18 protein-coding genes are annotated in these 22,136 nt (G+C 67.8%); 7 read left to right on the top strand and 11 right to left on the bottom strand.

Annotated features, from left to right (window positions below; genetic code table 11):
• Positions 1-315 precede the first annotated feature (315 nt).
• A complete protein-coding gene (locus DX03_RS02555; protein ID WP_425598308.1) occupies positions 316-1,125 on the top strand; it encodes a hypothetical protein in 810 nt (269 codons plus the stop codon).
• A gap of 353 nt (positions 1,126-1,478) precedes the next feature.
• Here the strand turns inward: DX03_RS02555 and lpdA are convergent, their stop codons facing one another.
• From lpdA to DX03_RS02535, 4 genes are all read right to left on the bottom strand, one after another.
• Positions 1,479-3,293, bottom strand: coding sequence for a dihydrolipoyl dehydrogenase (lpdA, locus tag DX03_RS02550; RefSeq protein WP_038686087.1), 1,815 nt, complete (start codon positions 3,291-3,293; stop codon positions 1,479-1,481).
• A 17-nt stretch (positions 3,294-3,310) separates the two neighbouring features.
• Positions 3,311-3,967, bottom strand: coding sequence for a hypothetical protein (locus tag DX03_RS02545; protein WP_051598720.1), 657 nt, complete (start codon positions 3,965-3,967; stop codon positions 3,311-3,313).
• A gap of 35 nt (positions 3,968-4,002) precedes the next feature.
• Positions 4,003-5,406, bottom strand: a complete 1,404-nt coding sequence (aceF, locus tag DX03_RS02540) for a dihydrolipoyllysine-residue acetyltransferase (RefSeq protein ID WP_038686085.1) — start codon at positions 5,404-5,406, stop codon at positions 4,003-4,005.
• A gap of 200 nt (positions 5,407-5,606) precedes the next feature.
• On the bottom strand, positions 5,607-6,128 hold the full coding sequence (locus tag DX03_RS02535; RefSeq protein ID WP_038686083.1) for a DNA-deoxyinosine glycosylase: 522 nt from the start codon (positions 6,126-6,128) through the stop codon (positions 5,607-5,609).
• Positions 6,129-6,322: 194 nt separating this feature from the next.
• Between DX03_RS02535 and DX03_RS02530 the strand changes: the two genes are divergently transcribed.
• From DX03_RS02530 to glpK, 3 genes are all read left to right on the top strand, one after another.
• Entirely contained in the window at positions 6,323-6,961 is a 639-nt protein-coding gene (locus DX03_RS02530; RefSeq protein WP_038686081.1) for an OmpW/AlkL family protein, read from the top strand.
• A gap of 136 nt (positions 6,962-7,097) precedes the next feature.
• A complete protein-coding gene (gene glpD / locus DX03_RS02525; RefSeq protein WP_038686079.1) occupies positions 7,098-8,612 on the top strand; it encodes a glycerol-3-phosphate dehydrogenase in 1,515 nt (504 codons plus the stop codon).
• Positions 8,613-8,677: 65 nt separating this feature from the next.
• Positions 8,678-10,177: a glycerol kinase GlpK gene (gene glpK, locus DX03_RS02520; protein WP_038686078.1), complete on the top strand. Its 1,500-nt coding sequence runs from the start codon at positions 8,678-8,680 to the stop codon at positions 10,175-10,177.
• 402 nt (positions 10,178-10,579) lie between these two features.
• On the opposite strand, the gene DX03_RS02515 is transcribed toward glpK, so the two are convergent.
• The gene (locus DX03_RS02515; RefSeq protein ID WP_038686076.1) at positions 10,580-11,374 is read right to left on the bottom strand and encodes a MetQ/NlpA family ABC transporter substrate-binding protein; all 795 of its coding nucleotides are present in this window, start codon (positions 11,372-11,374) and stop codon (positions 10,580-10,582) included.
• A gap of 96 nt (positions 11,375-11,470) precedes the next feature.
• Positions 11,471-12,436, bottom strand: a complete 966-nt coding sequence (locus tag DX03_RS02510; protein WP_038686074.1) for a helix-turn-helix transcriptional regulator — start codon at positions 12,434-12,436, stop codon at positions 11,471-11,473.
• Between the two features lie 92 nt (positions 12,437-12,528).
• Between DX03_RS02510 and DX03_RS02505 the strand changes: the two genes are divergently transcribed.
• Positions 12,529-13,146, top strand: coding sequence for a hypothetical protein (locus tag DX03_RS02505; RefSeq protein ID WP_038686072.1), 618 nt, complete (start codon positions 12,529-12,531; stop codon positions 13,144-13,146).
• A gap of 119 nt (positions 13,147-13,265) precedes the next feature.
• Positions 13,266-14,042: a DUF481 domain-containing protein gene (locus DX03_RS02500; RefSeq protein ID WP_038686071.1), complete on the top strand. Its 777-nt coding sequence runs from the start codon at positions 13,266-13,268 to the stop codon at positions 14,040-14,042.
• A 99-nt stretch (positions 14,043-14,141) separates the two neighbouring features.
• Here the strand turns inward: DX03_RS02500 and hemC are convergent, their stop codons facing one another.
• The 5 genes from hemC to mdoH form a co-directional block, all read right to left on the bottom strand.
• On the bottom strand, positions 14,142-15,053 hold the full coding sequence (hemC, locus tag DX03_RS02495; RefSeq protein WP_038691783.1) for a hydroxymethylbilane synthase: 912 nt from the start codon (positions 15,051-15,053) through the stop codon (positions 14,142-14,144).
• Positions 15,054-15,143: 90 nt separating this feature from the next.
• Positions 15,144-15,908, bottom strand: coding sequence for a LytR/AlgR family response regulator transcription factor (locus DX03_RS02490; RefSeq protein ID WP_185753450.1), 765 nt, complete (start codon positions 15,906-15,908; stop codon positions 15,144-15,146).
• Positions 15,877-16,923: a sensor histidine kinase gene (locus DX03_RS02485; protein ID WP_038686068.1), complete on the bottom strand. Its 1,047-nt coding sequence runs from the start codon at positions 16,921-16,923 to the stop codon at positions 15,877-15,879. The genes DX03_RS02490 and DX03_RS02485 overlap by 32 nt, the downstream gene beginning before the upstream one ends.
• 3 nt (positions 16,924-16,926) lie before the next feature.
• Positions 16,927-17,592: an alpha/beta hydrolase gene (locus DX03_RS02480; RefSeq protein WP_038686066.1), complete on the bottom strand. Its 666-nt coding sequence runs from the start codon at positions 17,590-17,592 to the stop codon at positions 16,927-16,929.
• A 42-nt stretch (positions 17,593-17,634) separates the two neighbouring features.
• Positions 17,635-19,542, bottom strand: coding sequence for a glucans biosynthesis glucosyltransferase MdoH (gene mdoH, locus DX03_RS02475; RefSeq protein WP_038686064.1), 1,908 nt, complete (start codon positions 19,540-19,542; stop codon positions 17,635-17,637).
• A gap of 505 nt (positions 19,543-20,047) precedes the next feature.
• Here mdoH and DX03_RS02470 point away from each other — a divergent pair.
• Complete coding sequence (locus DX03_RS02470) at positions 20,048-22,099, top strand: TonB-dependent receptor domain-containing protein (protein WP_038686062.1); 2,052 nt, start codon at positions 20,048-20,050, stop codon at positions 22,097-22,099.
• Positions 22,100-22,136 lie beyond the last annotated feature (37 nt).

Below are 22,136 nucleotides of genomic sequence, written 5' to 3'. Positions count from 1 at the left end.
AGATCAATCGACCTGCTCATTTCGATCCTCGTCGACGCCCTTGTGGCAGGTCTGGCACCCCAAAGTGGCCCCGAACTCTCTCCGGGGCCACTTTTTTTCCGGCCGTGGCCCGGTCGTTGGCGCCGAATCCGCGCCACGGCGGTTGCCTGAACGGGCTCCAGGGCGCGTTGCGGCCACCGATGTGACCGACGGCACGCCCCGGCGCATGAACGGTACACACAGCGTCCACCATACGTTCACGAATGGTGGACGCGGCGCTGGGCAAAGTGATTCCACATCAATGAATCACTGCAAGGACACACACCGATGCGCCTGATGCTCCCCCTGCTCGCCCTGCCGCTGGCCATGGCGGCACTGACCCACGCCAACACTGCCAGCGCCGCTGAAGGTGATGATCGCTTCGCCCTGCGCCTGGGCGCGATGAACATCGATTCGGACAACACGATCCGTGGCAACACCACCGTTGCCGGCCAGGACGTGGGCTTCTCCGAGGACTTCAAGCTGGGTGGCAAGGAGTGGGAGCCGCGCATCGACGGTATGTTCCGCATCAGCGACCGCCAGCGCCTGCTGTTCAACTACTTCAAGTACGACAAGGACCGCCGCGAGACGCTCGGCCAGGACATTTCCTACGGCGGCGTGACGGTGCCTGCCGACAGCTTCGTCAAGGGCGAGCTGAAGTATCAGGTGGCCAGCCTGGTGTACGACTACTCGGTGGTGGACACCGAGAAGTTCGACCTGGGCCTGCAGCTGGGTGCCGAGTACGCCAAGGTGAGCACCAAGGCCTATGCCGACGTGGGTGACCTGTACCAGGGCCGCTTCCTCGACGAGAAGGCCGATGGTGTGGCCCCGGTGGTGGGCGCCCGCATGAGCTTCACGCCGTCGGAAAAGTGGCTGATCACGCTGCAGGGCCAGTACCTCAACACGAGCTGGGGCAACTTCGACGACTACAAGGGCGACCTGACCCGCGCCAATGCGATCGTGGATTACCGCCTGACCAAGAACTTCGGCGTGTTCGCCGGCTACGACTGGTTCAAGCTGGACGTGGACCAGAAGGGCAGCGACGGCACCATCGGCCTGAAGCAGGAATTCAAGGGTCCGGTGGCCGGCATCAGCCTCACCTTCTAAGCAACCGCAGAACCTCTCTCCGAGCGCGGCAACAGGGCAACCTGTTGTCGCGTTTTTGTTTGGGTGGGCTGTCAGGCAACAGGTGTGGAGGGCACCAAGGAGCGACGCTGTTTCTTGCAGCAAGCGGAGCCCCTTCGTGGCCGGCAGGTCTTTCGCAAAATAAAGGAGGAGGTGACGGCCGTAGGCCGGCGCCGGGGGACATTTGCAGAAAGGCCTGCCGGTCACGAAGGGGCCCATCCGGTCGCGACCAAAGCAGGCAAAGACACAGCCCCGCCCCGCGCCACGCAGCAACGAAAAACCCCGGCGTTTGCCGGGGTTTTTGTTGAACCGGTGTCGCGACCAACGGACGTGATTTACCGCTTCTTGGGCATGTACAGATCGGTGATCGTGCCGTCGTAGATTTCCGAGGCCATCGCCACTGATTCGCTCAGCGTCGGGTGCGCATGGATGGTGTGGCCGATGTCCTCGGCCTCTGCACCCATCTCGATTGCCAGGCCGATCTCGGCCAGCAGATCACCAGCATGCACACCGACGATGGCACCACCGATGATGCGATGGCTGTCTTCGTCGAAGATCAGCTTGGTGAAGCCCTCGGTGCGACCGATGCCGATCGCGCGGCCGCTGGCGGCCCACGGGAACTTGGCCACGCCGACCTTCAGGCCCTTGGCCTTGGCTTCGGTCTCGGTCACGCCGACCCAGGCGATTTCCGGGTTGGTGTAGGCCACCGACGGAATCACGCGGGCCACCCACTCCTTCTTGTGGCCGGCAGCCACTTCGGCCGCCAGCTTGCCCTCATGCGTGGCCTTGTGGGCCAGCATCGGGTTGCCGACGATATCGCCGATGGCAAAGATGTGCGGCACGTTGGTGCGCATCTGCCGGTCGACCGGAATGAAGCCGCGGTCGGTGACCTGCACGCCGGCCTTGTCCGCGTCGATCTTCTTGCCGTTCGGCGAGCGGCCCACGGCCACCAGCACGCGGTCGAAGGTGCCCTGCGCCAATGCCGGCGTCTGACCTTCCTCGGCGGCTTCGAAGGTCACCGTGATGCCCTTGGCGTCGGCGCTCACGCCCGACGCCTTGGTCTTCAGATGAACCTCCACGCCCTGCTTCTTCAGACGGTCGGCCAGCGGCTTCACCAGGTCCTTGTCGGCGCCCGGCATCAGCTGGTCCATGAACTCCACCACCGTCACCTTGCTGCCCAGGGCCGCATACACCGTCGCCATTTCCAGGCCGATGATGCCGCCGCCCACCACCAGCAACGAACCCGGCACCTCGGCCAGCTCCAATGCATCGGTGGAATCCATCACGCGCTTGTCGTCCCACGGGAAGTTCGGCAGCTTCACCGCCTGCGAACCGGCGGCGATGATGCACTGCTCGAAACGCAGCAGCTGGGTCTTGCCGTCGTCGCCGACGATCTCCAGCTCGTTGGCCGACACGAACGTGGCCAGGCCCTGCACCGTGCGCACCTTGCGCTGCTTGGCCATGCCGGCCAGGCCCTTGGTCAGCTGGGTGACCACCTTTTCCTTGAAGCCGCGCAGCTTGTCCAGGGTGATCGTGGGCGCGCCGAACTCGACGCCGAAATCACCGGCATGGGCGACTTCATCGATCACCGCGGCAGCATGCAGCAGCGCCTTGGACGGAATGCAGCCCACGTTGAGGCAGACGCCGCCGAGGCTGGCGTACCGCTCGATCAACACCGTGTCCACGCCCAGGTCGGCCGAGCGGAACGCGGCGGTGTAACCGCCCGGGCCGGCGCCCAGCACCACCATCTTGCATTCGATGTCGGCCGGCTTGCCCGACGACAGCGCCGGCTGCGGCGCGGCCGGTTCGGCCGGGGCGCGGTGCGACGGGGTCACCGGCGGCTTGCTGGCCGGTGCGGCCTCCGCCTTGGGTGCGTCGGCCTTGGCCGGCGCAGCCGGTGCGGCGGCCTCGCCTTCGGCGTCCAGCAGCAGCACCACGTCGCCTTCGGACAGGTTGTCGCCGAGCTTGACCTTGATTTCCTTGACCACGCCGGCGGCCGACGACGGCACTTCCAGCGTTGCCTTGTCCGACTCCAGCGTGACCAGACCCTGGTCCTTCTTCACCGTGTCGCCCACGGCAACCAGCAGTTCGATCACCGGCACACCGCTGTAATCGCCGATGTCGGGAACCTTGATTTCAATTGCGGCCATTGTTGTTCTCCTGGTACTCAGCCGGCGGTGCCGGCGAGCAGTTGCTGCAGTTCGTCGAGCGACTCGTCCAGATCTTTCCAGCGACGGTCGAGCTTCTTTTCCTTGGTGTCGCTGGCTTCGATCAGCAGCGCCACCTGTTTCATCATCAGCTTGCCGGTACCGCATTCCGGGCGCGGGCCGCTGAAGCGCTGCCCGCCCACCTGGAAGGACAGCACCTCGCCGTCCAGCACCGCCGCCTTGCGGTCGGCCGGCACCGCCGCGTCCAGCGCGGCCTGCCAGCTGCGCACCAGGCGCTGTGCCAGCGCGGCCGGGATGCTGACCTGGTACTGGTCCGGCTCCTGGTCCACGCGCAGTTCAAGACCGCCCTGGCGGGCGCTGTTGTTCCAGCTGTAGACCCGCTTGTCGGCGCGGCTGTAACGCAGCGTCCATTCCTGTTCCTGGGTGCCCGGCAGCAGTGCCACGCCGGTTTCAACCCCGCTCTTGGGCAGGGTCACCAGCGACAGCGCCGGCTGTGCCTTGCCTTCGAACAGGGTTTCCACGGCCTGGCCGTAGTTGCCCACCGCCGGCGGCCAGCCGCGGCCGAGGCCGGAGCTGCAGTCCGCCGCGAGCGCCTGCGCCGCCGGCACCATGCCCAGCACCAAAGCCACGTAGAGCCGGGCTCTGCCCGGCTTCATGGCGGCCCTGCCCGGCTGCAACGCCAGGCCTTGCCTCACAGCAGCACGCGCCGCATGTCGGCCAGCACCTGCGACAGGTAGGTGGTGAAGCGGGCGGCCAGCGCACCGTCGATGACGCGGTGGTCGTAGCTCAGCGACAGCGGCAGCATCAGCTTCGGGGCGAATTCCTTGCCGTTCCAGACCGGCTGGATCGACGACTTGGACACGCCCAGGATGGCCACTTCCGGTGCATTGACGATGGGGGTGAACGCGGTGCCACCGATCCCGCCCAGCGAGCTGATCGAGAAGCAGCCACCGCTCATGTCGGCCGGGCCCAGCTTGCCGTCGCGCGCCTTCTTGGCCAGTTCGCCCGATTCCTGCGCGATCTGCACCACGCCCTTCTTGTCGACATCGCGGATCACCGGCACGACCAGGCCGCTCGGCGTATCGGCGGCGAAGCCGATGTTGAAGTACTTCTTCAGGGTCAGGTTCTCGCCGCTGGCATCCAGCGAGGCGTTGAACTCGGGGAACTTCTTCAGCGCCGCGGCGCTGGCCTTGACCAGGAAGGCGAGCATGGTCAGCTTGATGCCAGCCTTCTCGTTTTCCTTGTTCAGGGCCACGCGCAGGGCCTCCAGCTCGGTGATGTCGGCCTGCTCGAACTGGGTGACGTGCGGGATCATGGCCCAGTTGCGCGCCAGGTTGGCGCCGGAGATCTTCTTGATCCGCGACAGCGGCTGGACCTCGACCTCACCGAACTTGCTGAAGTCCACCTTCGGCCACGGCAGCAGGTTCAGGCCACCACCGGCGGCCGCGGTGCCGCCGCTGGCAGCGACGCCGCCGGTCAGCGCGGACTTGACGAACGTCTGCACGTCGCCCTTGGTGATGCGGCCACCCTTCTCGGTGCCGCTCAGCTGGTTCAGGTCCACGCCCAGTTCGCGAGCGAACACGCGCACCGCGGGGGAGGCATAGGGCACCTTCTGCGGCAGCACGCTGTCGGCGTTGAACTGCACCGGCGGGCTGGTCGGCGCGCCGGCCGACGGGGTCGCAGCGGCCGGGGCCGGCTGGGTCGGCTTGGCGGCGGCCTGCTCGATCTCGCGGGCGGCCAGCTTGTCCGGCTGCGCCGGGGCGGCAACCGGCTCGACCTTGGTCGCGGTCTCGGCGGCTTCGGTCTTGGCGGCGGCAGCCGGGGCAGCGGCAGCGGCCGGCGTGGCCTCGCCTTCGGCCACTTCGATCAGCGCCACGACCTTGCCCTCGGACAGGTTGTCGCCGATCTTGACCTTGATCTCCTTGACCACGCCCGCCACCGAGGACGGCACTTCCATCGTGGCCTTGTCCGATTCCAGCGTGACCAGGCCCTGGTCCTTCTTGACGGTGTCACCAACGGCGACCAGCACCTCGATTACCGGGATATCGCTGTAGTCACCGATATCGGGGACAAGTGCTTCCTTGATTTCGGCCATGGGGATAACTCCGGCAATCTGGTGTAGGGAATCGCCTATTGTAGGGCAGGAGGCGGCAGCGCCAACCGGCTGGGCGATTTTTTGCTGCCCCTGTCCCGGGACAAGCTGTTGCAGTGGCCTGCCTTGGCGGGCTTGTGCTTGGTACAGCACGAAGCAGTATTTTCCAGTCGGTACCGTATTGTCCGGCCCGGGCCATTCCCTCAGCCCTGCAACGCGTCCGCCAGCGGCTGCCATGCCGCCTGCAGCCGGGGCAGCGGCCAGGCCGCATTGGCCGGGCTGGTGGACGGCAGCGACCAGACCACCGGCGCGCCATCGGTGACCGGCAGCGCCGGTGCAATGCGGGCCATGAACAGCTGGTGGGCAGTGCCGCCGTTGCAGGCGATGGCCTGCAGCCGGGGCAATCCGGCCATCAGTGCAGGCAGCGCATTGGGAACTTCACTGCCGCGCACGATCGACGCATCCAGGCTGCCACGTCGCTCGCAGCGCCCGATGACATCCCACAGGCCCACGCCGGCCGCGTTGAGTGCGGCCATGCGCGCGGGGTAGGCAAGCGTTGCCTCCACGCCGCACAACAACTGCATCAGCGGCCAGAACCGATTGCGCGGATGTGCGTAGTACTGCGCGGCCAGCAGCGACGCCACACCGGGCATGGAGCCCAGCACCAACACGCGGCACTGCGGTGATACCTGCGCGGGCAAGCCGATGCACGTGGTTGCTTCCATCACATCTCCAACAGGTGCATGAACATCTTCGCCGGCCAAATTGCCCGCGATTGCAGGGATTTTCCGCTGTTCGCTGAACGGAACAAACTAAAATTTAACGCGCGTCGGATTCGATTCATGTTGCGGGGACTACGTTTGCCTCGCCCCGGAAGCAACGGGGCCCAGAACAAAAAAATACCTGAGGAGATTCCCCCATGCGCTCCATCCGTACCCTGACCCTGGCAACCCTGACCGCACTGGCCTTTGCACCGGCCGCTTTCGCGCAGGACACCACCACCACTGACGACACCGCCTCGGGCAAGCATTTTGCCGTGGTCGGCGGCGTGTCGCTGCTGCAGCCCAAGAACGATCCCATCGACGGCGTGCGCAAGGTAGACGGTGGCCCGGCGCCGACGGTCAGCTTCAGCTACTACATCAACGACAACTGGGCCGTGGAACTGTGGGGCGCAGCCGACAAGTTCGACCACCGCGTGCGCGGCACCAACGGTGCGCGCCTGGGCACGGTTGAGCAGCAGCCGATCGCGCTGAGCGGCCAGTACCACTTCGGCCAGGCCGACAATGTGTTCCGTCCGTTCGTGGGCGTCGGTTACTACGAGTCGAACTTCAGCAATGAAGACCTGGCCAGCGACGTAGGCCACATCGGGCTGGAAACCGCCAAGGGCGCCATCGGCACCGTGGGCGTGGACATGAACATCAACAGCACCTGGTTCGCCCGCGCCGATGCCCGCTACATGCATTCGCGCCCGGAACTGACCGTCAACGGTGACAAGACCGGCGACAAGGCCAAGCTGGATCCGTGGACCGTCGGCTTCGGCATCGGTGCCCGCTTCTAAGCACCGGCCAGCCAACACGCAGTAACGCAACGGGCCCCTCGCGGGCCCGTTGTTGTTTCAGGCGCACGGCCAGGCGTTCATTCCGTCTTGCCCCGCGCGCGGCAATACTGGCCCTGACGCGAAACGGGGAGCGCGCATGGGCAATACCGGAACCGGACAGGACCTTCTCGACGTGCTGGTGGTGGGCGGCGGCATCAACGGCGCCGGCATTGCCCGTGACGCGGCCGGGCGCGGCTGGTCGGTGTGCCTGTGCGAACAGGACGACCTGGCCTCACACACCTCCAGCGCCAGTACCAAGCTGATCCACGGCGGCCTGCGCTACCTGCAGTACGGCGAGTTCGGACTGGTGCGCAAGGCGCTTCGCGAGCGCAGCGTGCTGCAGCGGCTCGCCCCGCACCTGGTGGTCCCTACCCGATTCGTGCTGCCGCATGCCGCACACCTGCGGCCGGGCTGGATGCTGCACGCCGGGCTGTGGCTGTACGACCACCTGGGCCACGCCGGCAGCGCGTTCCCGCGCTCCCGGCGGCTGGACCTGCACAGCGACCCGCGCGGTGCGGCGCTGCAACCGGGCTTCCGCACGGGCTTCAGCTACTCCGATGCGCGCGTGGATGATGCGCGGCTGGTTGTGCTGAATGCTCTGGACGCGCACGAACGCGGCGCGCAGATCCACGTGCGCACCCGCTGCGAACAGCTGATCCGCCACCGTGACCACTGGTGGGCGGTGTTGCGCCACGCCGATGGCCGCGTGCAGCGCCTGCGGACCCGCGCCGTGGTCAACGCCACCGGGCCCTGGGCCGGCAACCTGCTGGAGCGCGCCGGCATGGACGCACCGATCGGGCTGCGACTGGTACAGGGCAGTCATATCGTGGTGCCCCGCCTGTATGCGCACGACAGCGCCTACCTGCTGCAGCAGCCGGACCAGCGCATCGTGTTCGTGGTGCCGTTCGAGCAGGACTTCACCCTGATCGGCACCACGGACGTGGACTACGACGGCGACCCGGCGCAGGTGCAGGCCGCCAGCAGCGAGGTGGCGTACCTGTGCGCAGCGGCCAACCGCTGGCTGCGCACGCCGGTGCAGCCGGCCGACGTGGTCTGGCAGTACAGCGGGGTGCGGCCGCTGCTGGCCGACCACCACCACGACGCGGCCAAGGTCACCCGCGATTACCGCCTGCAGCTGGATGCCAGCCAGGCCCCGCTGCTGAGCGTACTGGGCGGCAAGCTCACCACCTACCGCACCTTGGCCGAAGAGGCCGTGGACCAGCTCGGCGCGGCGCTGGGCCGTGGCGAACCGGCGTGGACCGCCGACGGCGCGCCCCTGCCCGGCGGCGACATCGGTGCTGCGCCGGTGGTGCTGGCACGCCTGCAGGAGCAGTACCCGGGCGTGTCGCCGTCGCTGCTGGCCACGCTGGCCCGACGCTACGGCAGCCGCGCCAGTGCCGTGCTCGGCGACGCGGCCAGCACGGTGCAGCTGGGCACCGGTTTCGGCGCGGACCTGTACACGCGCGAAGTGGATTACCTGATCGCGCACGAATGGGTGCGCACCCTGGATGACCTGCTGTGGCGCCGCACCAAGCTGGGCCTGCGGCTGGACGCGGCGCAACGCGACGTACTGGCCCAGTACGTCGCGCAGCGGGTGGCGGCGATGGCGTAGGCTGGGGCGCTGGCCGTGGCACGTCCCCGACCGGGCCACCCTTGATTCGTTGTACGGAGCAACGCATGGACAAGCAGTACGTGCTCGCGATCGACCAGGGCACCACCAGTTCACGGGCGATCCTGTTCGACCGCGCCGGCCGCAGCGTCGGCAGTGCGCAGCGCGAATTCAGCCAGTTGTTTCCCCAGCCCGGCTGGGTGGAACATGACCCGCGCGAGATCCTCACCAGCGTCTACACCACGCTGACCGAACTGCTCAACCGCGAGCAGGTGGACCCGCGCAGCATCGCCGCGATCGGCATCACCAACCAGCGCGAAACCACGGTGGTGTGGGACAAGGCCACCGGCCAGCCGATCCACAACGCCATCGTGTGGCAATCGCGGCAGAGCCATGCGATCTGCGAGCGGCTCCAGGCCGACGGCCATGAGCCGCTGGTGCGTGAGCGCACCGGGCTGCTGATCGATGCGTATTTCTCGGCCACCAAGATCCGCTGGATCCTGGACCACGTGGACGGCGCCCAGGCCCGCGCCGAGCGCGGCGAGCTGCTGTTCGGCACCATCGACAGCTGGCTGGTGTGGAACCTGAGCGGTGGCACCACGCACGTGACCGACTACAGCAATGCCGCGCGCACGCTGCTGTTCAACATCCATACCCTGGCGTGGGACGACCAGCTGCTGCAGGTGTTCAACATCCCGCGCGCGATGCTGCCGCCGGTGCGCAGCTCCAGTGAGGTGTATGCCACCACCCAGGCGCAGTTCTTCTTCGACCAGCAGATTCCCATCGCCGGGATCGCCGGCGACCAGCAGGCCGCGCTGTTCGGGCAGGCCTGCTTCGAGCCCGGCATGGCCAAGAACACCTACGGCACCGGCTGTTTCATGCTGATGAACACCGGCGACAAGGCGGTGGTATCGCGCAACGGCTTGTTGACCACGCTGGCCTGGGGCATCGACGGCAAGGTGGAGTACGCACTGGAGGGTTCGATCTTCGTCGCCGGTTCGGTGGTGCAGTGGCTGCGCGACGGGTTGCGCATGTTCGGCAGGTCCAGCGACTGCCAGGCCTATGCCGAACGCGTGCCCGACACCGGCGGGGTGTACCTGGTGCCGGCCTTTGTGGGGTTGGGCGCGCCGTACTGGCGCAGCGACGTGCGCGGGGCGATGTTCGGCATCACCCGCGGGACGCGCAAGGAGCACTTCATCCGTGCCGCCGTGGAGTCGATGGCCTACCAGACCCGCGACGTGCTGGCCGCGATGCAGGCCGACGCCGGGATCGAACTGAAGGAGCTGCGCGCCGATGGCGGTGCGATCGGCAACGACTTCATGGCGCAGTTCCAGAGCGACATCCTGGGCGTGCCGGTGGTGCGCCCGCAGGTGGCTGAAACCACTGCCCTGGGCGCGGCCTACCTGGCCGGGCTCGCCACGGGGTTCTGGGGCAGCCGGGACGAGATCGCCGCGCAGTGGGCGGTGGACCGGCGCTTCCTGCCGCAGATGGCGGTGGACCAGCGCGAGGCGCTGTACGCCGGCTGGCAGCAGGCGGTACAGGCCACGATGGGGTTCCGGGTGGGGTAAGTTTTTGGGTCTTCGCCCGTCTGCGGGGCCAGCAGAACCGCGGGCCCTTTCCAGGCGCGGGTGTCGTTGGGTCGGGCGCTGGGCCCCCATGCCCTTTCCGGCGAATGTCCTCCGGCGTCGGCCTGCGGCCGCCCCCTCCCCCTTTAGTTCGCCTCCAAGGGCATGGGGGCCCAGCGCCCGACCCAACGACTACAGGAAAAAGCCTTGCCTTCCGCCCATACCGCAAGCCGAGCCCCGTCGCAGCCGGTAGGCTCCTGGGCAAAATAAAGGAGGAGGCCGCCCCGCGGCCGGGGGACATTTGCACCAGGGGCCTACCGGCCGCGACGGGGCCCACACGCTCGCGACAGACCCGGAAGAACCTTTTTTGGCGGGGTGTCCGACCATGGGTCGGACCCACCTCAGTCAAAACGCCGGCAACACCGCGCCCTTGTACTTCTCGGCGATGAAGGCCTTCACTTCCGGGCTGGTCAACGCCTTGGCCAGCTGCTGCACGCGGGCGTCGTCCTTGTTGTCCGGACGCGACACCAGGAAGTTCACGTACGGCGAGTCCTTGCTTTCGATCGCCAGCGCGTCCTGGGTCGGGTTGAGCCCGGCATCCAGGGCGTAGTTGGTGTTGATCAGGGCCAGGTCAACCTGGTCGAGCACGCGCGGCAGCATGGCCGAATCCAGCTCGCGGAACTTCAGCTGCTTCGGGTTGGCGATGATGTCGCGCTGGGTGGCCAGCGCGTTGGTCGGGTCCTTCAGCGTGATCAGCCCGGCCTTGTGCAGCAGGATCAGCGCGCGGCTGTTGTTGCTGGGGTCGTTGGGGATCACCACGTCGGCGCCGAACGGCACCTCGTCCAGCGATTTGAAGCGGCGCGAGTACGCGCCGAACGGCTCGATGTGCACGCCGATGACCTTGACCAGGTTGGTCTTGCGGTCGCGGTTGTAGGCGTCCAGGTAGGGCTCGGTCTGGAAGTAGTTGACGTCCACCTGCTTCTGCACCAGCTGGTCGTTGGGCTGCACGTAGTCGTTGAACACGCGCACGTCCAGTTCCAGGCCTTCCTTCTGCAGGATCGGCTTGACCACCGCCAGGATCTCGGCGTGCGGCACGGCCGTGGCGGCCACCACCAGCTTCTTCGAATCGGGGTTGGATTTACCGCAGGCGGCCAGGGCCAGCGAGGCGGCGAGCAGCGGGAGCAGCAGGTACTTCTTCATGGGGGGTATCCGGGGGCAGCGATAGCGCCCAACCTTACCGCACACCCCGGCCCTGCGGTATCGGGGGCATATGACCGCCGGGCATGAGGCCGGCGCTCACTCGTAGTTGCTGAGGGCCAGCGCCAGCAGTGCCTTGGCCTGTTCGCGCAGCATCACCGGTTCGATGATCTCCGCGTCCGAGCCGTAGTGCAGCACGTCCATCAGCAGTTCGCGCGACACGCTGTAGGGCACCTTCAACTCGTAGCGGCCGTCGGCCAGGAAGCGCCCCTGCTGCTTGGAATGCCAATGTTCGTCGGCCACCCAGCGCGCGGCCTTGGCACTGAAGACGATGGTGGCCCAGCCCTTGGGCGGCCCGGAGAAGATGCCGTAGCTGGCGCCGAGCTGTTCGTCCAGCTCGGTGTCATCCACGTCGCGGGCCACGGTGTCGACCACCCGGGCCTTGTAGATGCGGTCCACCGCGAAACTGCGCAGGCCCTCGCGGCCGTGATCCCAGGCATCCAGGTACCAGTTGTCGCGGTAGTGGGTCATGCGCTGCGGCGACACGGTGCGCTTGGTGGCCTCGTCGGTGGAACGGGCGCGGTACTCGAACGCCAGCTGCTTGCGCTCCAGCACGGCCGAGGCCACGGCGCGGAAGCTGGCCTCGTCGAATTTGCGGCCGCGGTGCGGAATGACCCGGACCCGGTCCACCGGCCAGGTGGACACGCCGGCCTGGGCGGCCAGCAGGCCTTCAATGCGCTGCTGCAGCGGTGCCAGCACCGAGGACAGCACGCCGCCGCCGGTGCGCGCCAGCAGGTGCTGGGAGGCCAGCAGCGCGTGCAGTTCTTCGGAACTGAGCCACAGGCCAGGCAGCTCGAAGCGGTCGCTTTCGTCGTCCTGGTAGCGGAAGCCGGCCTCGCCGTCGCCCTCCACCGGTGCCATCAGCGCATCGCGCAGGAAGGCCAGGTCGCGGTAGACGGTGGCGCGGGAACACTCCAGTTTTTCCTGCAGGGTGGCCACCGTCACCGGGTAACGGGCGGACTTGAGCAGGCGATGCAGGGCGTTGATGCGTTCGTATCGGTCCATGACCCGATTATGTCCGAGTCGCCGTCGTTGTGGCGGCTTCGGCATCATCTTCGGCTATCGTGGAGCCCCCGAAAACCCCGTTGCCGCCTGTCATGCGCCTGTTACCTGCCCTTGCCGTGCTGTCCCTGCTGCTGTCCGGTTGCGCGCGTGCGCCCGATCCGGCCGCCACTGCGCCGGCCCCGGCGCAGGGCAGCGTGCCGGCCGCGGTGGATCCAGTGCAGGCGGTGCTGGGCGCCAGCCAGCGCTTCGGCCAGCTGCGCAGCTTCCACGCCAGCCTGCGCATGCAAGGGCCGCGTACGGTTGAGGCGACGATGGACTTCGTTGCCCCCGACCGCTACCGGCTGGTCACCGATGACGGCCCGCAGCTGATCATCGGCGACACCTTATTCCTGCAGCGCGCCGGCGAGGTACGCCAGGTGCCGGTGCCGCCCGGCCTGCTGGCGCAGTGGCGCAACCCGTTGCCGCCGGACCTGGCCCCGGCCCAGCTGCAGGTGGAAGACCTGGGCAGCGACGCCATCGGCGGGCAACCGGCCCACAAATACCGGGTACGCCATGCCAGCGCCGCGCCGGACGGCATGCTGTATTGGATCAATGCACAGGGTCTGCCGGTGCAGATCGAGCGCCAGGGCCAGACCAAGGGCGAGACGTTCCGGATCACGCTGCGCTTCTCGCGTTTCGACGACCCGGCGCTGCGCATCGATCTTCCCTGAACAGGGCATTCGACCGAACCCCGCCTAAAGCGGCGGCAGATGGCGGGAATGTCGCGCCGGATGCATCAAGTATCATCCCCCGTTGCCCGTCCCCCACTGGTTGATCCGGAGAACCGTTGATGTCCCTGCGCGTCTCGTTGCTTGTTCCCCTGCTGTTGTGCGCCCCGGCGGCGTTTGCCCAGGACACCACCGATCTGGCTGCGATGACCTCGCCATGGAGCGGCAGCGGCGGTGAGCTCGGCTTCGCCTCGGCCCGCGGCAACAGCAACACCGAAAGCGCCAACGGCCGCCTGCGCCTGCGCTACACCGACGACGATTGGGTGCACAGCATGGACCTGTTCGGGCTGCGCTCGCGCTCGGAATATGTCGAGACCGCCGATGACGGCACGGTCACCAAGCGCCGCAACACCACCGCCAACCGCTACACCGGCAGCGCCGGCAGCGCGTTGCAGCTGGGCGAGCACCGCCAGTTGACGGCCACGGTGCGTTACGAACGCGACGACTTCGCCACCTACGACCGCCAGAGCTCGTTCGGTCTGGGTTACGGCACCCGGCTGGTGGAAGGCGACCGCTTCTACATGGATGCGCAGATCGGCCCCGGTGTGCGCCGCACGCACAACACCGAAGACGATGAAACCCGCACCGGCCTGATCGGCCGTGGCCTGTTCGACGTGAAGTACTCGCTGACCCCCAACACCGACCTGGTCAACACGCTGCTGGTGGAATCGGGCTCGTACAACACCTTCGGCCAGAACGATTTCGGCGTGTCGGTGAGCATGAACGAACACCTGGCGCTGAAGGCCGGCTGGCAGGCGCGTTACAACAGCGACGTGGCCGAAGACAAGCGCAAGACCGACACCCTGACCACCATGAACGTGGTCTACAAATTCAAATGATGTCCCCGATCGGCTCTACCCCCGGGTAGAGCCGACCGTTGGTCGGCTGCCCTCAACCCGGCTGCCCCTAAACCCGGCGGGCGGCAACCCGGCACCCGGCTAAACCCCCAACAACTCCCCCGCTCCACCGGCCAGCAACCCTGCCGCCACCTGCCTGCCCAGCGCATCCGGGTCACGGCCCGGGCCACGCGCCTCGGCACGCACCAGACGGCCATCGGCCACGCCGCCCACCAGGCCCTGCAGGAACAGCTCCTCGCCTTCCCACTGCGCGAACCCGGCCACCGGCACGTGGCAGCTGCCATGCAGCGCACGGTTCATGGCGCGCTCGGCTTCCACACAGGCGCGGGTGCGCGCATCGTCGAGTGCGGCGAACAACGCCATCACCCGTGCATCCTCGCCATTGCATTCCACCGTCACCGCGCCCTGCGCCGGGGCCGGCAACCACGCCGGTGCGTTCAACCGGGCCACGATGCGCCCGCCCAGCCCCAGCCGCTCCAGCCCGGCCACCGCCAGCACGATCGCGTCGTAACCGCCGTTGTCCAGCTTGGCCAGGCGCGTGTTGACGTTGCCCCGCAGGTCCAGCAGTTCCAGGTCCGGGCGCAGTGCGCGCAACTGGGCCTGGCGGCGCAGCGACGAGGTGCCCACGCGCGCGCCGATCGGCAGCGCGTCCACCGAGGCATACAGGTTGGAGATGAAGCCGTCGGCCGGATCGTGGCGGGTCAGCATGGCCGGCAGCGCGAACGGTGCGTCCAGCTCCATCGGCACGTCCTTGAGCGAGTGCACCGCGCAATCGGCCTCGCCGCGCAGCATCGCCAGCTCCAGTTCCTTCAGGAACAAGCCCTTGCCGCCAATCGCGGCCAGCGAACGGTCCAGTACTTCATCGCCACGGGTGCTCATCGGCACCAGCACCACGTCCAGCCCGGGGTGAACCTCGCGCAGGCGGTCGGCAACGTGTTCGCTCTGCCACAGGGCAAGCGGGCTCTTTCGGGTGGCGATGCGCAGGGTTGTCATGCTGCCCATTATCCGCGCAGCAGCGCGTATCGGCCAACGCCGGCATGCTTCGCTGCGCGGACAAACGGCGTATCGACCAGCGGTCGATACCTACAGGAGGTCCTGCTTGATGCTGGCCACGCAGCGCCGGCTGACCTCCAGCGGGGCTTTGCCATGGCGCAGCACGGCCTGGACCTGGCCTGCGCCATTTCGTCGCAGCTCGATCAGCTCGTGGCGGGCGACCAGGCAGTTGCGGTGGATGCGCACGAAACGGCCGACGAATTCCTCTTCCAGCGACTTCAGCGATTCCTCGAGAAGGTCTTCGCCGCGCGCGTGGTGCACCACCACGTACTTTTCCTCGGCCTGCAGGTAGTGGATGTCCTCGATCGGAATCAACCGCAGGCTGCCGCGCAGGCGCGCGCACAACACGGTGCGGGCCTGCTGGCTGGGTGTACCGGGATGCCCGCTGCGCCCGGCCAGGAAGGTGCGCGCACGCTCCAGCGCGGCGGCCAGCCGTTCGGGGCGCACCGGTTTCATCAGGTAGTCGATCGCGGCGGCCTCGAAGGCCGACAGCGCGTGGGCGTCGTAGGCGGTGCAGAACACCACCGCCGGGCGCGGGTCGAAGGTGGCCAGGTGACGGGCCGCTTCCAGGCCATCCAGGCCGGGCATGGCGATGTCCAGCAACACCAGGTCCGGCTGCAGCGCGGCGCAGGCATGCAGCGCCTGTTCGCCGTTCTCGGCCTCGGCCACCACCTCTACGCCGGCCTGTTCGGCCAGCAGGCTGCGCAGGCGCTCGCGGGCCAGCGGCTCATCGTCGGCAATGACCACCTTCAAGGCTGATTCCTCACGGCACCGGGACGGTGATGTCGCACGCATAGTAGCCGTCGCTCCATGCTCCCGTCATCCGCGCGGCCGGGCCGAACCGCCACGCCAGCCGGTGGGCGATGCTGCGCTGGGCGTGGCCGGCGCCCTGGGTGAGCGGCAGCGCGCGTGCCTGCGGGTCCGGCGCGGGGTTGTGCACGCGGATATGCAGCTGGCCGTCCACGCACGACAACGCGATGACGATGGTGCCGCCCCCGGGCAGCCGCGAAATGCCGTGCAGCACGGCGTTTTCCACCAGCGGCTGCAGCACCAGCGGCGGCATCGGCAACGACCACGGCAGCGGTTCGTCGCGCTGCCACTGCACCTGCAGGCGTTCGCCCAGGCGCAGGGATTCGATCGACAGGTAACGCTCGGCCAGTTCGCACTCGGCCTGCAGGGTGGAGTCGCCCTCGCCCGCGCCCAGCGCCGCGCGGAACAGGTCGGACAGGTCCAGCACCGCGCGCTCGGCCACCACCGGGTCGCGCCGCACCAGGCTGGCGATCAGGTTCATGCTGTTGAACAGGAAATGCGGGCGGATCCGCGCCTGCAGCGCGTCGGCCTGGGCACGCGCGTTGGCCACCACCTGCGCGGCCCAGCGATCGCTGACATAGAAGTAGCGCAGCGCCAGCGCCACGATCAGGGCGGTCATGGTGGCGCTGCCCAGGGTGAAGCGCCAGAACCCGATGTGCCGCGCGAAGCCCTCGGCATCGAGCACGCCGTACAGGCCGTGCACGACGCCGGCGCAGGCGGCGGCGATCAGCACGGTCATGGCCACCGCCAGCGCCGTGCCGGCTGCTTCGGGCAACCGCGACAACGCGGTGCGCGCCGCGCACAGGCACACCGTCACCGCCAGCGACAGCCACAGCGCAAAGCCGCTGGCCGTCAGGAAATCAGACACGCTCCAGTGGCGGCTGCCATCCGGCGCCAACGCCACTACCACCACCACCAGCTCGGCCAGGCCCAGCATCGCCGCCAGCCGTGGCAACCGGCACAGCTCGGGCAACCACGGCTGCTGGCGCGGGTCGTTCATGGCTCAGGCGGCCCGGAACCGTGCGTCCAGCCAGTCGCCCAGCGCCTCCAGCTCTTCGGCGCAGACCTGGTGGGCCATCGGGTAGGAATGCCACTCCAGCGGGAAGCCGAGGTCCTTCAAGGTCTGCGCGGTGTGCGCGGCGATCGCCTGCGGAATCACCGGGTCCTGCACGCCGTGGGCCATGAACACCGGCGGCCGGATGCCGTCGGGGGCACGCTGGGCGGCGGCGGTTTCCGGGTCGGGCAGGTAGGTGGACAGCGCGATCAGGCCGCCGATCGGGCGGCTGCGGCGCAGTACCGCGCTCAGGATCACCGCCCCACCCTGCGAGAACCCGGCCAGCAGGATGCGTTCGGCCGGAATGCCGGCGGCCACCTGCTGGTCGATCAGGGTGTCCAGCGCCTGCACCGAAGCCGCCACGCCGGCCGCGTCGGCGCGCGAGCGGAAATCCATGCTGACGATGTCGTACCAGGCGCGCATCGGCACGCCGTTGTTGATCGTGATCGGCTGTACCGGCGCATGCGGAAAGACGAAGCGGATGGCCGGCCAGTGCGGGCGCAGCAGCTCGGGCACGATGGGGGCGAAGTCGTTGCCGTCGGCGCCCAGGCCGTGCAGCCACAGCACCGCCCATTGCGGGTCGGTGCCGGTTTCGTTGATGACGCTGTCCAGCATGGTGCGGCTCCAATACGTTCGAACCGCATTATGCCGCGCCGCTCAGCCCAGCGCGGTGTGCTCCGCTGCGGCCTTGCGCAGTTCGGCGGCGCGCACCAGCACCTTGGGCGGTGCGGTTTCCTCGGGAATCTCCATCAGCCGCAACCGATGCATGACCGTGCCGGCACTGCGCGAGGAGGTCAGCGCCACCACCGGAATGGCCAGCACCATGCCCACCACCACCGGGGCCATCCACGCCGCCAGTGACGGCGACACGGCATAGGCCAGGGTGCCCATGAACAGCCCGAACACGCTCAGCCCGCCATAGCCGCGGATGAGCGCCGGCCAGGAGATGCCGCCGTCGTCGCGCTGCTGCGCATCCCAGCCCGAATCCTTGCCGGCCAGCACCTCGGCCACGCCGCGCGACTGCACGTACATCACCACCGGTGCCATCAGCGCGGCCAGCACGGTTTCCAGCAGCATCGACAACAGCGCGCGGATGCCGCCGCCGCAGCCACGGCGATCCACCCGGTCCAGCAGCATGGCGATGTAGCCCAGCACCTTGGGGGTGAGCAGCACCACCATGGTGATGGCGAACATGCGGATCACCTTCTCTTCGTCCTGGTGGCGCCAGTACACGCCCGGCGACAGGTGCAGCATTTCGTTGAAATCGATGCCGCCCTGGAACAGCGGGATGGCAATACCGACCAGCATCAACATGCCCCACATCGGCGCGGTGAAGTAGTGGCCGATGCCGATCATCATGTGCATGCGGCTCACCCAGTGCAGGCCCTTGGAGCCGACCACCTTGGCGTGCTGCAGGTTGCCCTGGCACCAGCGCCGGTCACGGACCAGCATGTCGGTGAGGGTGGGCGGGCCTTCTTCGTAGCTGCCCTTGAGGTAGGGCACCATGTGCGTGGCCCAGCCGCCGCGACGCATCAGCGCCGCTTCGACGAAATCATGGCTGAGCACGTGGCCGCCGAACGGCTCGCGGCCCGGCAACGCGGGCAGCCCGGCGTTCTCGGCGAAGGCCTGGGTACGGATGATGGCGTTGTGGCCCCAGTAGTTGCTTTCCGCGCCATGCCACCAGGCCACGCCACGGCCGATCACCGGCCCGTACACGCGCCCGCCGAACTGCTGCATGCGCGCAAACAGCGTGCGCCCGCCGATCACCGCCGGCAGGGTCTGGATCAGGCCGACGTCGGGGTTGTGTTCCATGCCGGCCACCAGGCGCACGATGGTGTCGCCGGTCATCAGGCTGTCGGCGTCCAGGATCAGCATCTGCGGGTAACCACCGCCGAAGCGGCGCACCCAGTCGGCGATGTTGCCGGCCTTGCGGCCACTGTTGTCACCGCGGCGCCGGTAGAACAGGCGGTCGTGTCCGCCCACGGCATCGCACAGCGCGGCGAACGCCTGCTCCTCGGCCAGGCCGATGTCCTCGCGGCGGGTGTCGCTGAGCACGAAGAAATCGAACTGCGCCAGCTGCCCGGTGTCGGCCACCGATTCGTAGATTGCCTGCAGCCCGGCCAGCAGCCGGCGCGGGTCTTCGTTATAGGTGGGCATCAGCAGCGCGGTGCGGGTGTGGACCACCGGCAACGGCTGGTCCGGGTCGATGCCGAGCTTGTAGCCCCGGTCGAAGACCGCGGTGAGGAAGCCGGCCACGGCGCCGGAGAACGACAGCGCGATCCACGCGAACAGGGCCACGAACAGCACCAGCAGGCAGGCCTCGAGCACGCTGATGCCATTCATGGCCAGCACCTTCCACATCATCACGGTCGCGGCGATGGTCATCGCCGCCGTGCCGCCCAGGATGTAGAGGCGCCGCAACGCCATCAGCCGCGGCGCAGTGCGTTGCCGCGGCACCTGCAGCCGGCCGTCCCGGAAGGACTGCTCGGGCATCGACATCGGCACTTCGGCCGGCAGGATCGCCTGCCCGGCATCGGCCACGTGCATGACGGACTGCACACTCATCGGTGGCGCCCCTGCGTGGGTGATGACGGGCCGGGCGTGCCCGGTGCGGAGAGGGTCATCCAGATCCCGTCACGCCCAGCGGCGTGCTTGCGTCCTGCCTGCGCGGGGCCGTAGCCGGCACGCAGCTGATGTCTGTCACTACCGGAACCCACGAACTCTCCACCGTACCGAGACGAAAAATGCGGCTCAGCATAGGGGGGCAAATGTAAGCCGGGCGCGAAAGTTCCTTTCGTGATTTCTCCCCATTCAGCCTGAGCGGGCCGTGGCATCCAGATCCCCGCTGCGACAGAACGCCGCAGGCCTTGTGGCACAGGCCTCTCCCCATTCATTTTGTAAACGGTTATCATTACGTTAACCAGGCAGGCATGCGTTACCGCACTACCCACCCAGACGCGTCGGCCCCCCGCCGTGCGCAGTCCCTCCGGTCGGGTTGCCTGCTTCGTCGTGCTGTCTTCGCGAGTCGCTTCCCGGTCGGGTACTCCTTACCCCTCCATGGAAGACCCTCATGTCTGCTCCCCGTCCCTCCCCCCTGCACCGCCGCCCTGCGTGCCTGGTCCGCGCACCGTTGGCGATGGCCGTGTGCCTGCTGCTGGCTACCCCTGCCGTTGCGCTGGCCGACGCCGCCGGCGAGCCCGCCGCCAAGAACCTGGACACCGTGGTGGTCACCGCCTCGGGCAACCAGCAATGGATCAAGGATGCCCCGGCCAGCATCAGCGTGATCTCGCGCGAGGATATCGAGCGCCAGCCCGTGCATGACCTGGGCACCCTGCTCAGCCGCATTCCCGGTGTGACCGGCGGGCTCAGCGCCGCCGGTGAGCAGTCCAAGATCAAGCTGCGCGGCATGCCGTCCAATTACACGTTGATCCTGGTGGACGGCAAGCGCGTGGGCAGCTCGGCCTCCACCAACTACCGCCCGGACCTGGGTCGCCAGGACCTCAACTGGATCTCGCCGGACCAGATCGAACGCATCGAAGTGGTGCGTGGCCCGATGTCCTCGCTGTACGGTTCGGATGCGATGGGCGGGGTGATCAACATCATCACCCGCCGCATCGGCGACACCTGGGGCGGCAGCGCCACCCACAGCTACACCTCGCCGCAGGACGGCAAGCGCGGCGATACCCAGCAGATCGGCACCAACTTCTCCGGCCCGCTCACCGAGAACATCGGCATGCGCGTGGGCGCCAGCTACACCAACCGCGACTCCGACCGCAGCAATGGCGGCGTGTACGGCAACGCCTATGGCGGCGAGAAGGACCGCAACTTCGATGCCCTGCTGGACTGGACGCTGAGCGACGCGCAGAGCCTGCAGTTCGAAGCCGGCTACGGCGTGCAGCAGGCCTTTGCCAGCACCTCGCTGGAAGACGAGGGCGACGGCGCCTGGGGCGCCAGCGAGCTCAAACGCACCAGCCTGTCGTTGAGCCACACCGGCAACTGGTCCTTCGGCACCTCCAAGGTCACCGGCTACTGGACCGAGTTCAAGAACGACATCGGCCCGACCGGCCGCTCCGAAGCCAAGGACATGATCCTGGAAGGCAGCCTGAGCACGCCGTTCACCCTGTGGGTGGACCACCAGCTGAGCGTGGGCGGCCAGTGGAAGCGCCAGGAGCTGACCAACACCGACACCATCGGGCAGGCCCCGGTGGACTACGCCGGCAACCCGGTGAATGGCGCGTCGCTGGAAGTGGACACCTGGGCGGTGTTCGTCGAAGACGAGCTGAAGCTGCACGAAAAGCTGGCCCTGACCCTGGGCGCCCGCCTGGATCACCACGAACAGTTCGGCAGCCACGTCAGCCCGCGTGCGTATCTGGTCTACCATCCGGCGGAAAGCTGGACGCTGCGCGGCGGCATCTCCAAGGGCTTCCGTGCGCCCAGCCTGACCGAGAACGCGGCGTCGGCGGCCACCCAGTCCGGCGGCCGCGGCTGCGGTTCGCTGCGTCCGCTGGGCTATGTCACCGGCGGCTGCTACATGGCCGGCAACCCGAACCTGGACCCGGAAACCAGCACCAACCGCGAGATCGGTTTCAACTTCGACAACGGCACCGTCGATACCGGGCTGACCTACTTCCATACCGACTTCAAGAACAAGATCGAGTACGAACCCCTCGGCTTCTTCAACGGGTACTGGTGGACGCGCATGGACAACGTCGAGCGCGCCCGCACCAGCGGCATGGAAGGCAACTTCAACCTCACCCTGGGCGACCACTGGCGCTGGCGCACCGCGGCCACCTGGATGAAGGAAGCCAAGAACCTCACCACCGGCGAGAACCTGATCGACACGCCGGAGTTCTCCGGCTATTCCTCGGTGGACTGGACCCCGGTGGATGCGTTCTCGGCCACGGTGTCGGCGCAGTACACCGGCAAGCAGGCCGGCATCGCCAGCACCTTCATCAAGGCCTACACGCTGTATGACCTGACCGCGGCGTGGCACGTCAACAGCACGCTGACCATGCGCGGCGGGGTGAGCAACCTGGCCGACAAGAAGCTGTACGCCGAAGGCGCCACCGACTACTTCGTGGCCGGGCGCAGCTACTTCCTGAGCATGACCGCGCGCTTCTGAGGCGTGCGTGGCAGCGCGCGGGGATTCCCCGCGCGCG

The sequence above is a fragment of the Stenotrophomonas rhizophila genome, assembly GCF_000661955.1.
GTDB lineage: Bacteria > Pseudomonadota > Gammaproteobacteria > Xanthomonadales > Xanthomonadaceae > Stenotrophomonas > Stenotrophomonas rhizophila.
This window is presented reverse-complemented; position numbering and strand designations above follow the sequence as displayed.

Bases quoted from the DNA above. Each gene is read 5' to 3' on its own strand.
- aceF (WP_038686085.1), bottom strand. From the start codon at position 5,406: ATGGCCGAAATCAAGGAAGCACTTGTCCCCGATATCGGTGACTACAGC.
- DX03_RS02485 (WP_038686068.1), bottom strand. From the start codon at position 16,923: ATGAACGACCCGCGCCAGCAGCCGTGGTTGCCCGAGCTGTGCCGGTTG.
- DX03_RS02515 (WP_038686076.1), bottom strand. From the start codon at position 11,374: ATGAAGAAGTACCTGCTGCTCCCGCTGCTCGCCGCCTCGCTGGCCCTG.
- DX03_RS02535 (WP_038686083.1), bottom strand. From the start codon at position 6,128: ATGGAAGCAACCACGTGCATCGGCTTGCCCGCGCAGGTATCACCGCAG.
- glpK (WP_038686078.1), top strand. From the start codon at position 8,678: ATGGACAAGCAGTACGTGCTCGCGATCGACCAGGGCACCACCAGTTCA.
- DX03_RS02505 (WP_038686072.1), top strand. From the start codon at position 12,529: ATGCGCCTGTTACCTGCCCTTGCCGTGCTGTCCCTGCTGCTGTCCGGT.
- hemC (WP_038691783.1), bottom strand. From the start codon at position 15,053: ATGACAACCCTGCGCATCGCCACCCGAAAGAGCCCGCTTGCCCTGTGG.
- DX03_RS02530 (WP_038686081.1), top strand. From the start codon at position 6,323: ATGCGCTCCATCCGTACCCTGACCCTGGCAACCCTGACCGCACTGGCC.
- DX03_RS02490 (WP_185753450.1), bottom strand. From the start codon at position 15,908: ATGCGTGCGACATCACCGTCCCGGTGCCGTGAGGAATCAGCCTTGAAG.
- DX03_RS02480 (WP_038686066.1), bottom strand. From the start codon at position 17,592: ATGCTGGACAGCGTCATCAACGAAACCGGCACCGACCCGCAATGGGCG.
- DX03_RS02555 (WP_425598308.1), top strand. From the start codon at position 316: ATGCTCCCCCTGCTCGCCCTGCCGCTGGCCATGGCGGCACTGACCCAC.
- mdoH (WP_038686064.1), bottom strand. From the start codon at position 19,542: ATGAGTGTGCAGTCCGTCATGCACGTGGCCGATGCCGGGCAGGCGATC.
- DX03_RS02545 (WP_051598720.1), bottom strand. From the start codon at position 3,967: ATGAAGCCGGGCAGAGCCCGGCTCTACGTGGCTTTGGTGCTGGGCATG.
- glpD (WP_038686079.1), top strand. From the start codon at position 7,098: ATGGGCAATACCGGAACCGGACAGGACCTTCTCGACGTGCTGGTGGTG.
- DX03_RS02510 (WP_038686074.1), bottom strand. From the start codon at position 12,436: ATGGACCGATACGAACGCATCAACGCCCTGCATCGCCTGCTCAAGTCC.
- DX03_RS02470 (WP_038686062.1), top strand. From the start codon at position 20,048: ATGTCTGCTCCCCGTCCCTCCCCCCTGCACCGCCGCCCTGCGTGCCTG.
- DX03_RS02500 (WP_038686071.1), top strand. From the start codon at position 13,266: ATGTCCCTGCGCGTCTCGTTGCTTGTTCCCCTGCTGTTGTGCGCCCCG.
- lpdA (WP_038686087.1), bottom strand. From the start codon at position 3,293: ATGGCCGCAATTGAAATCAAGGTTCCCGACATCGGCGATTACAGCGGT.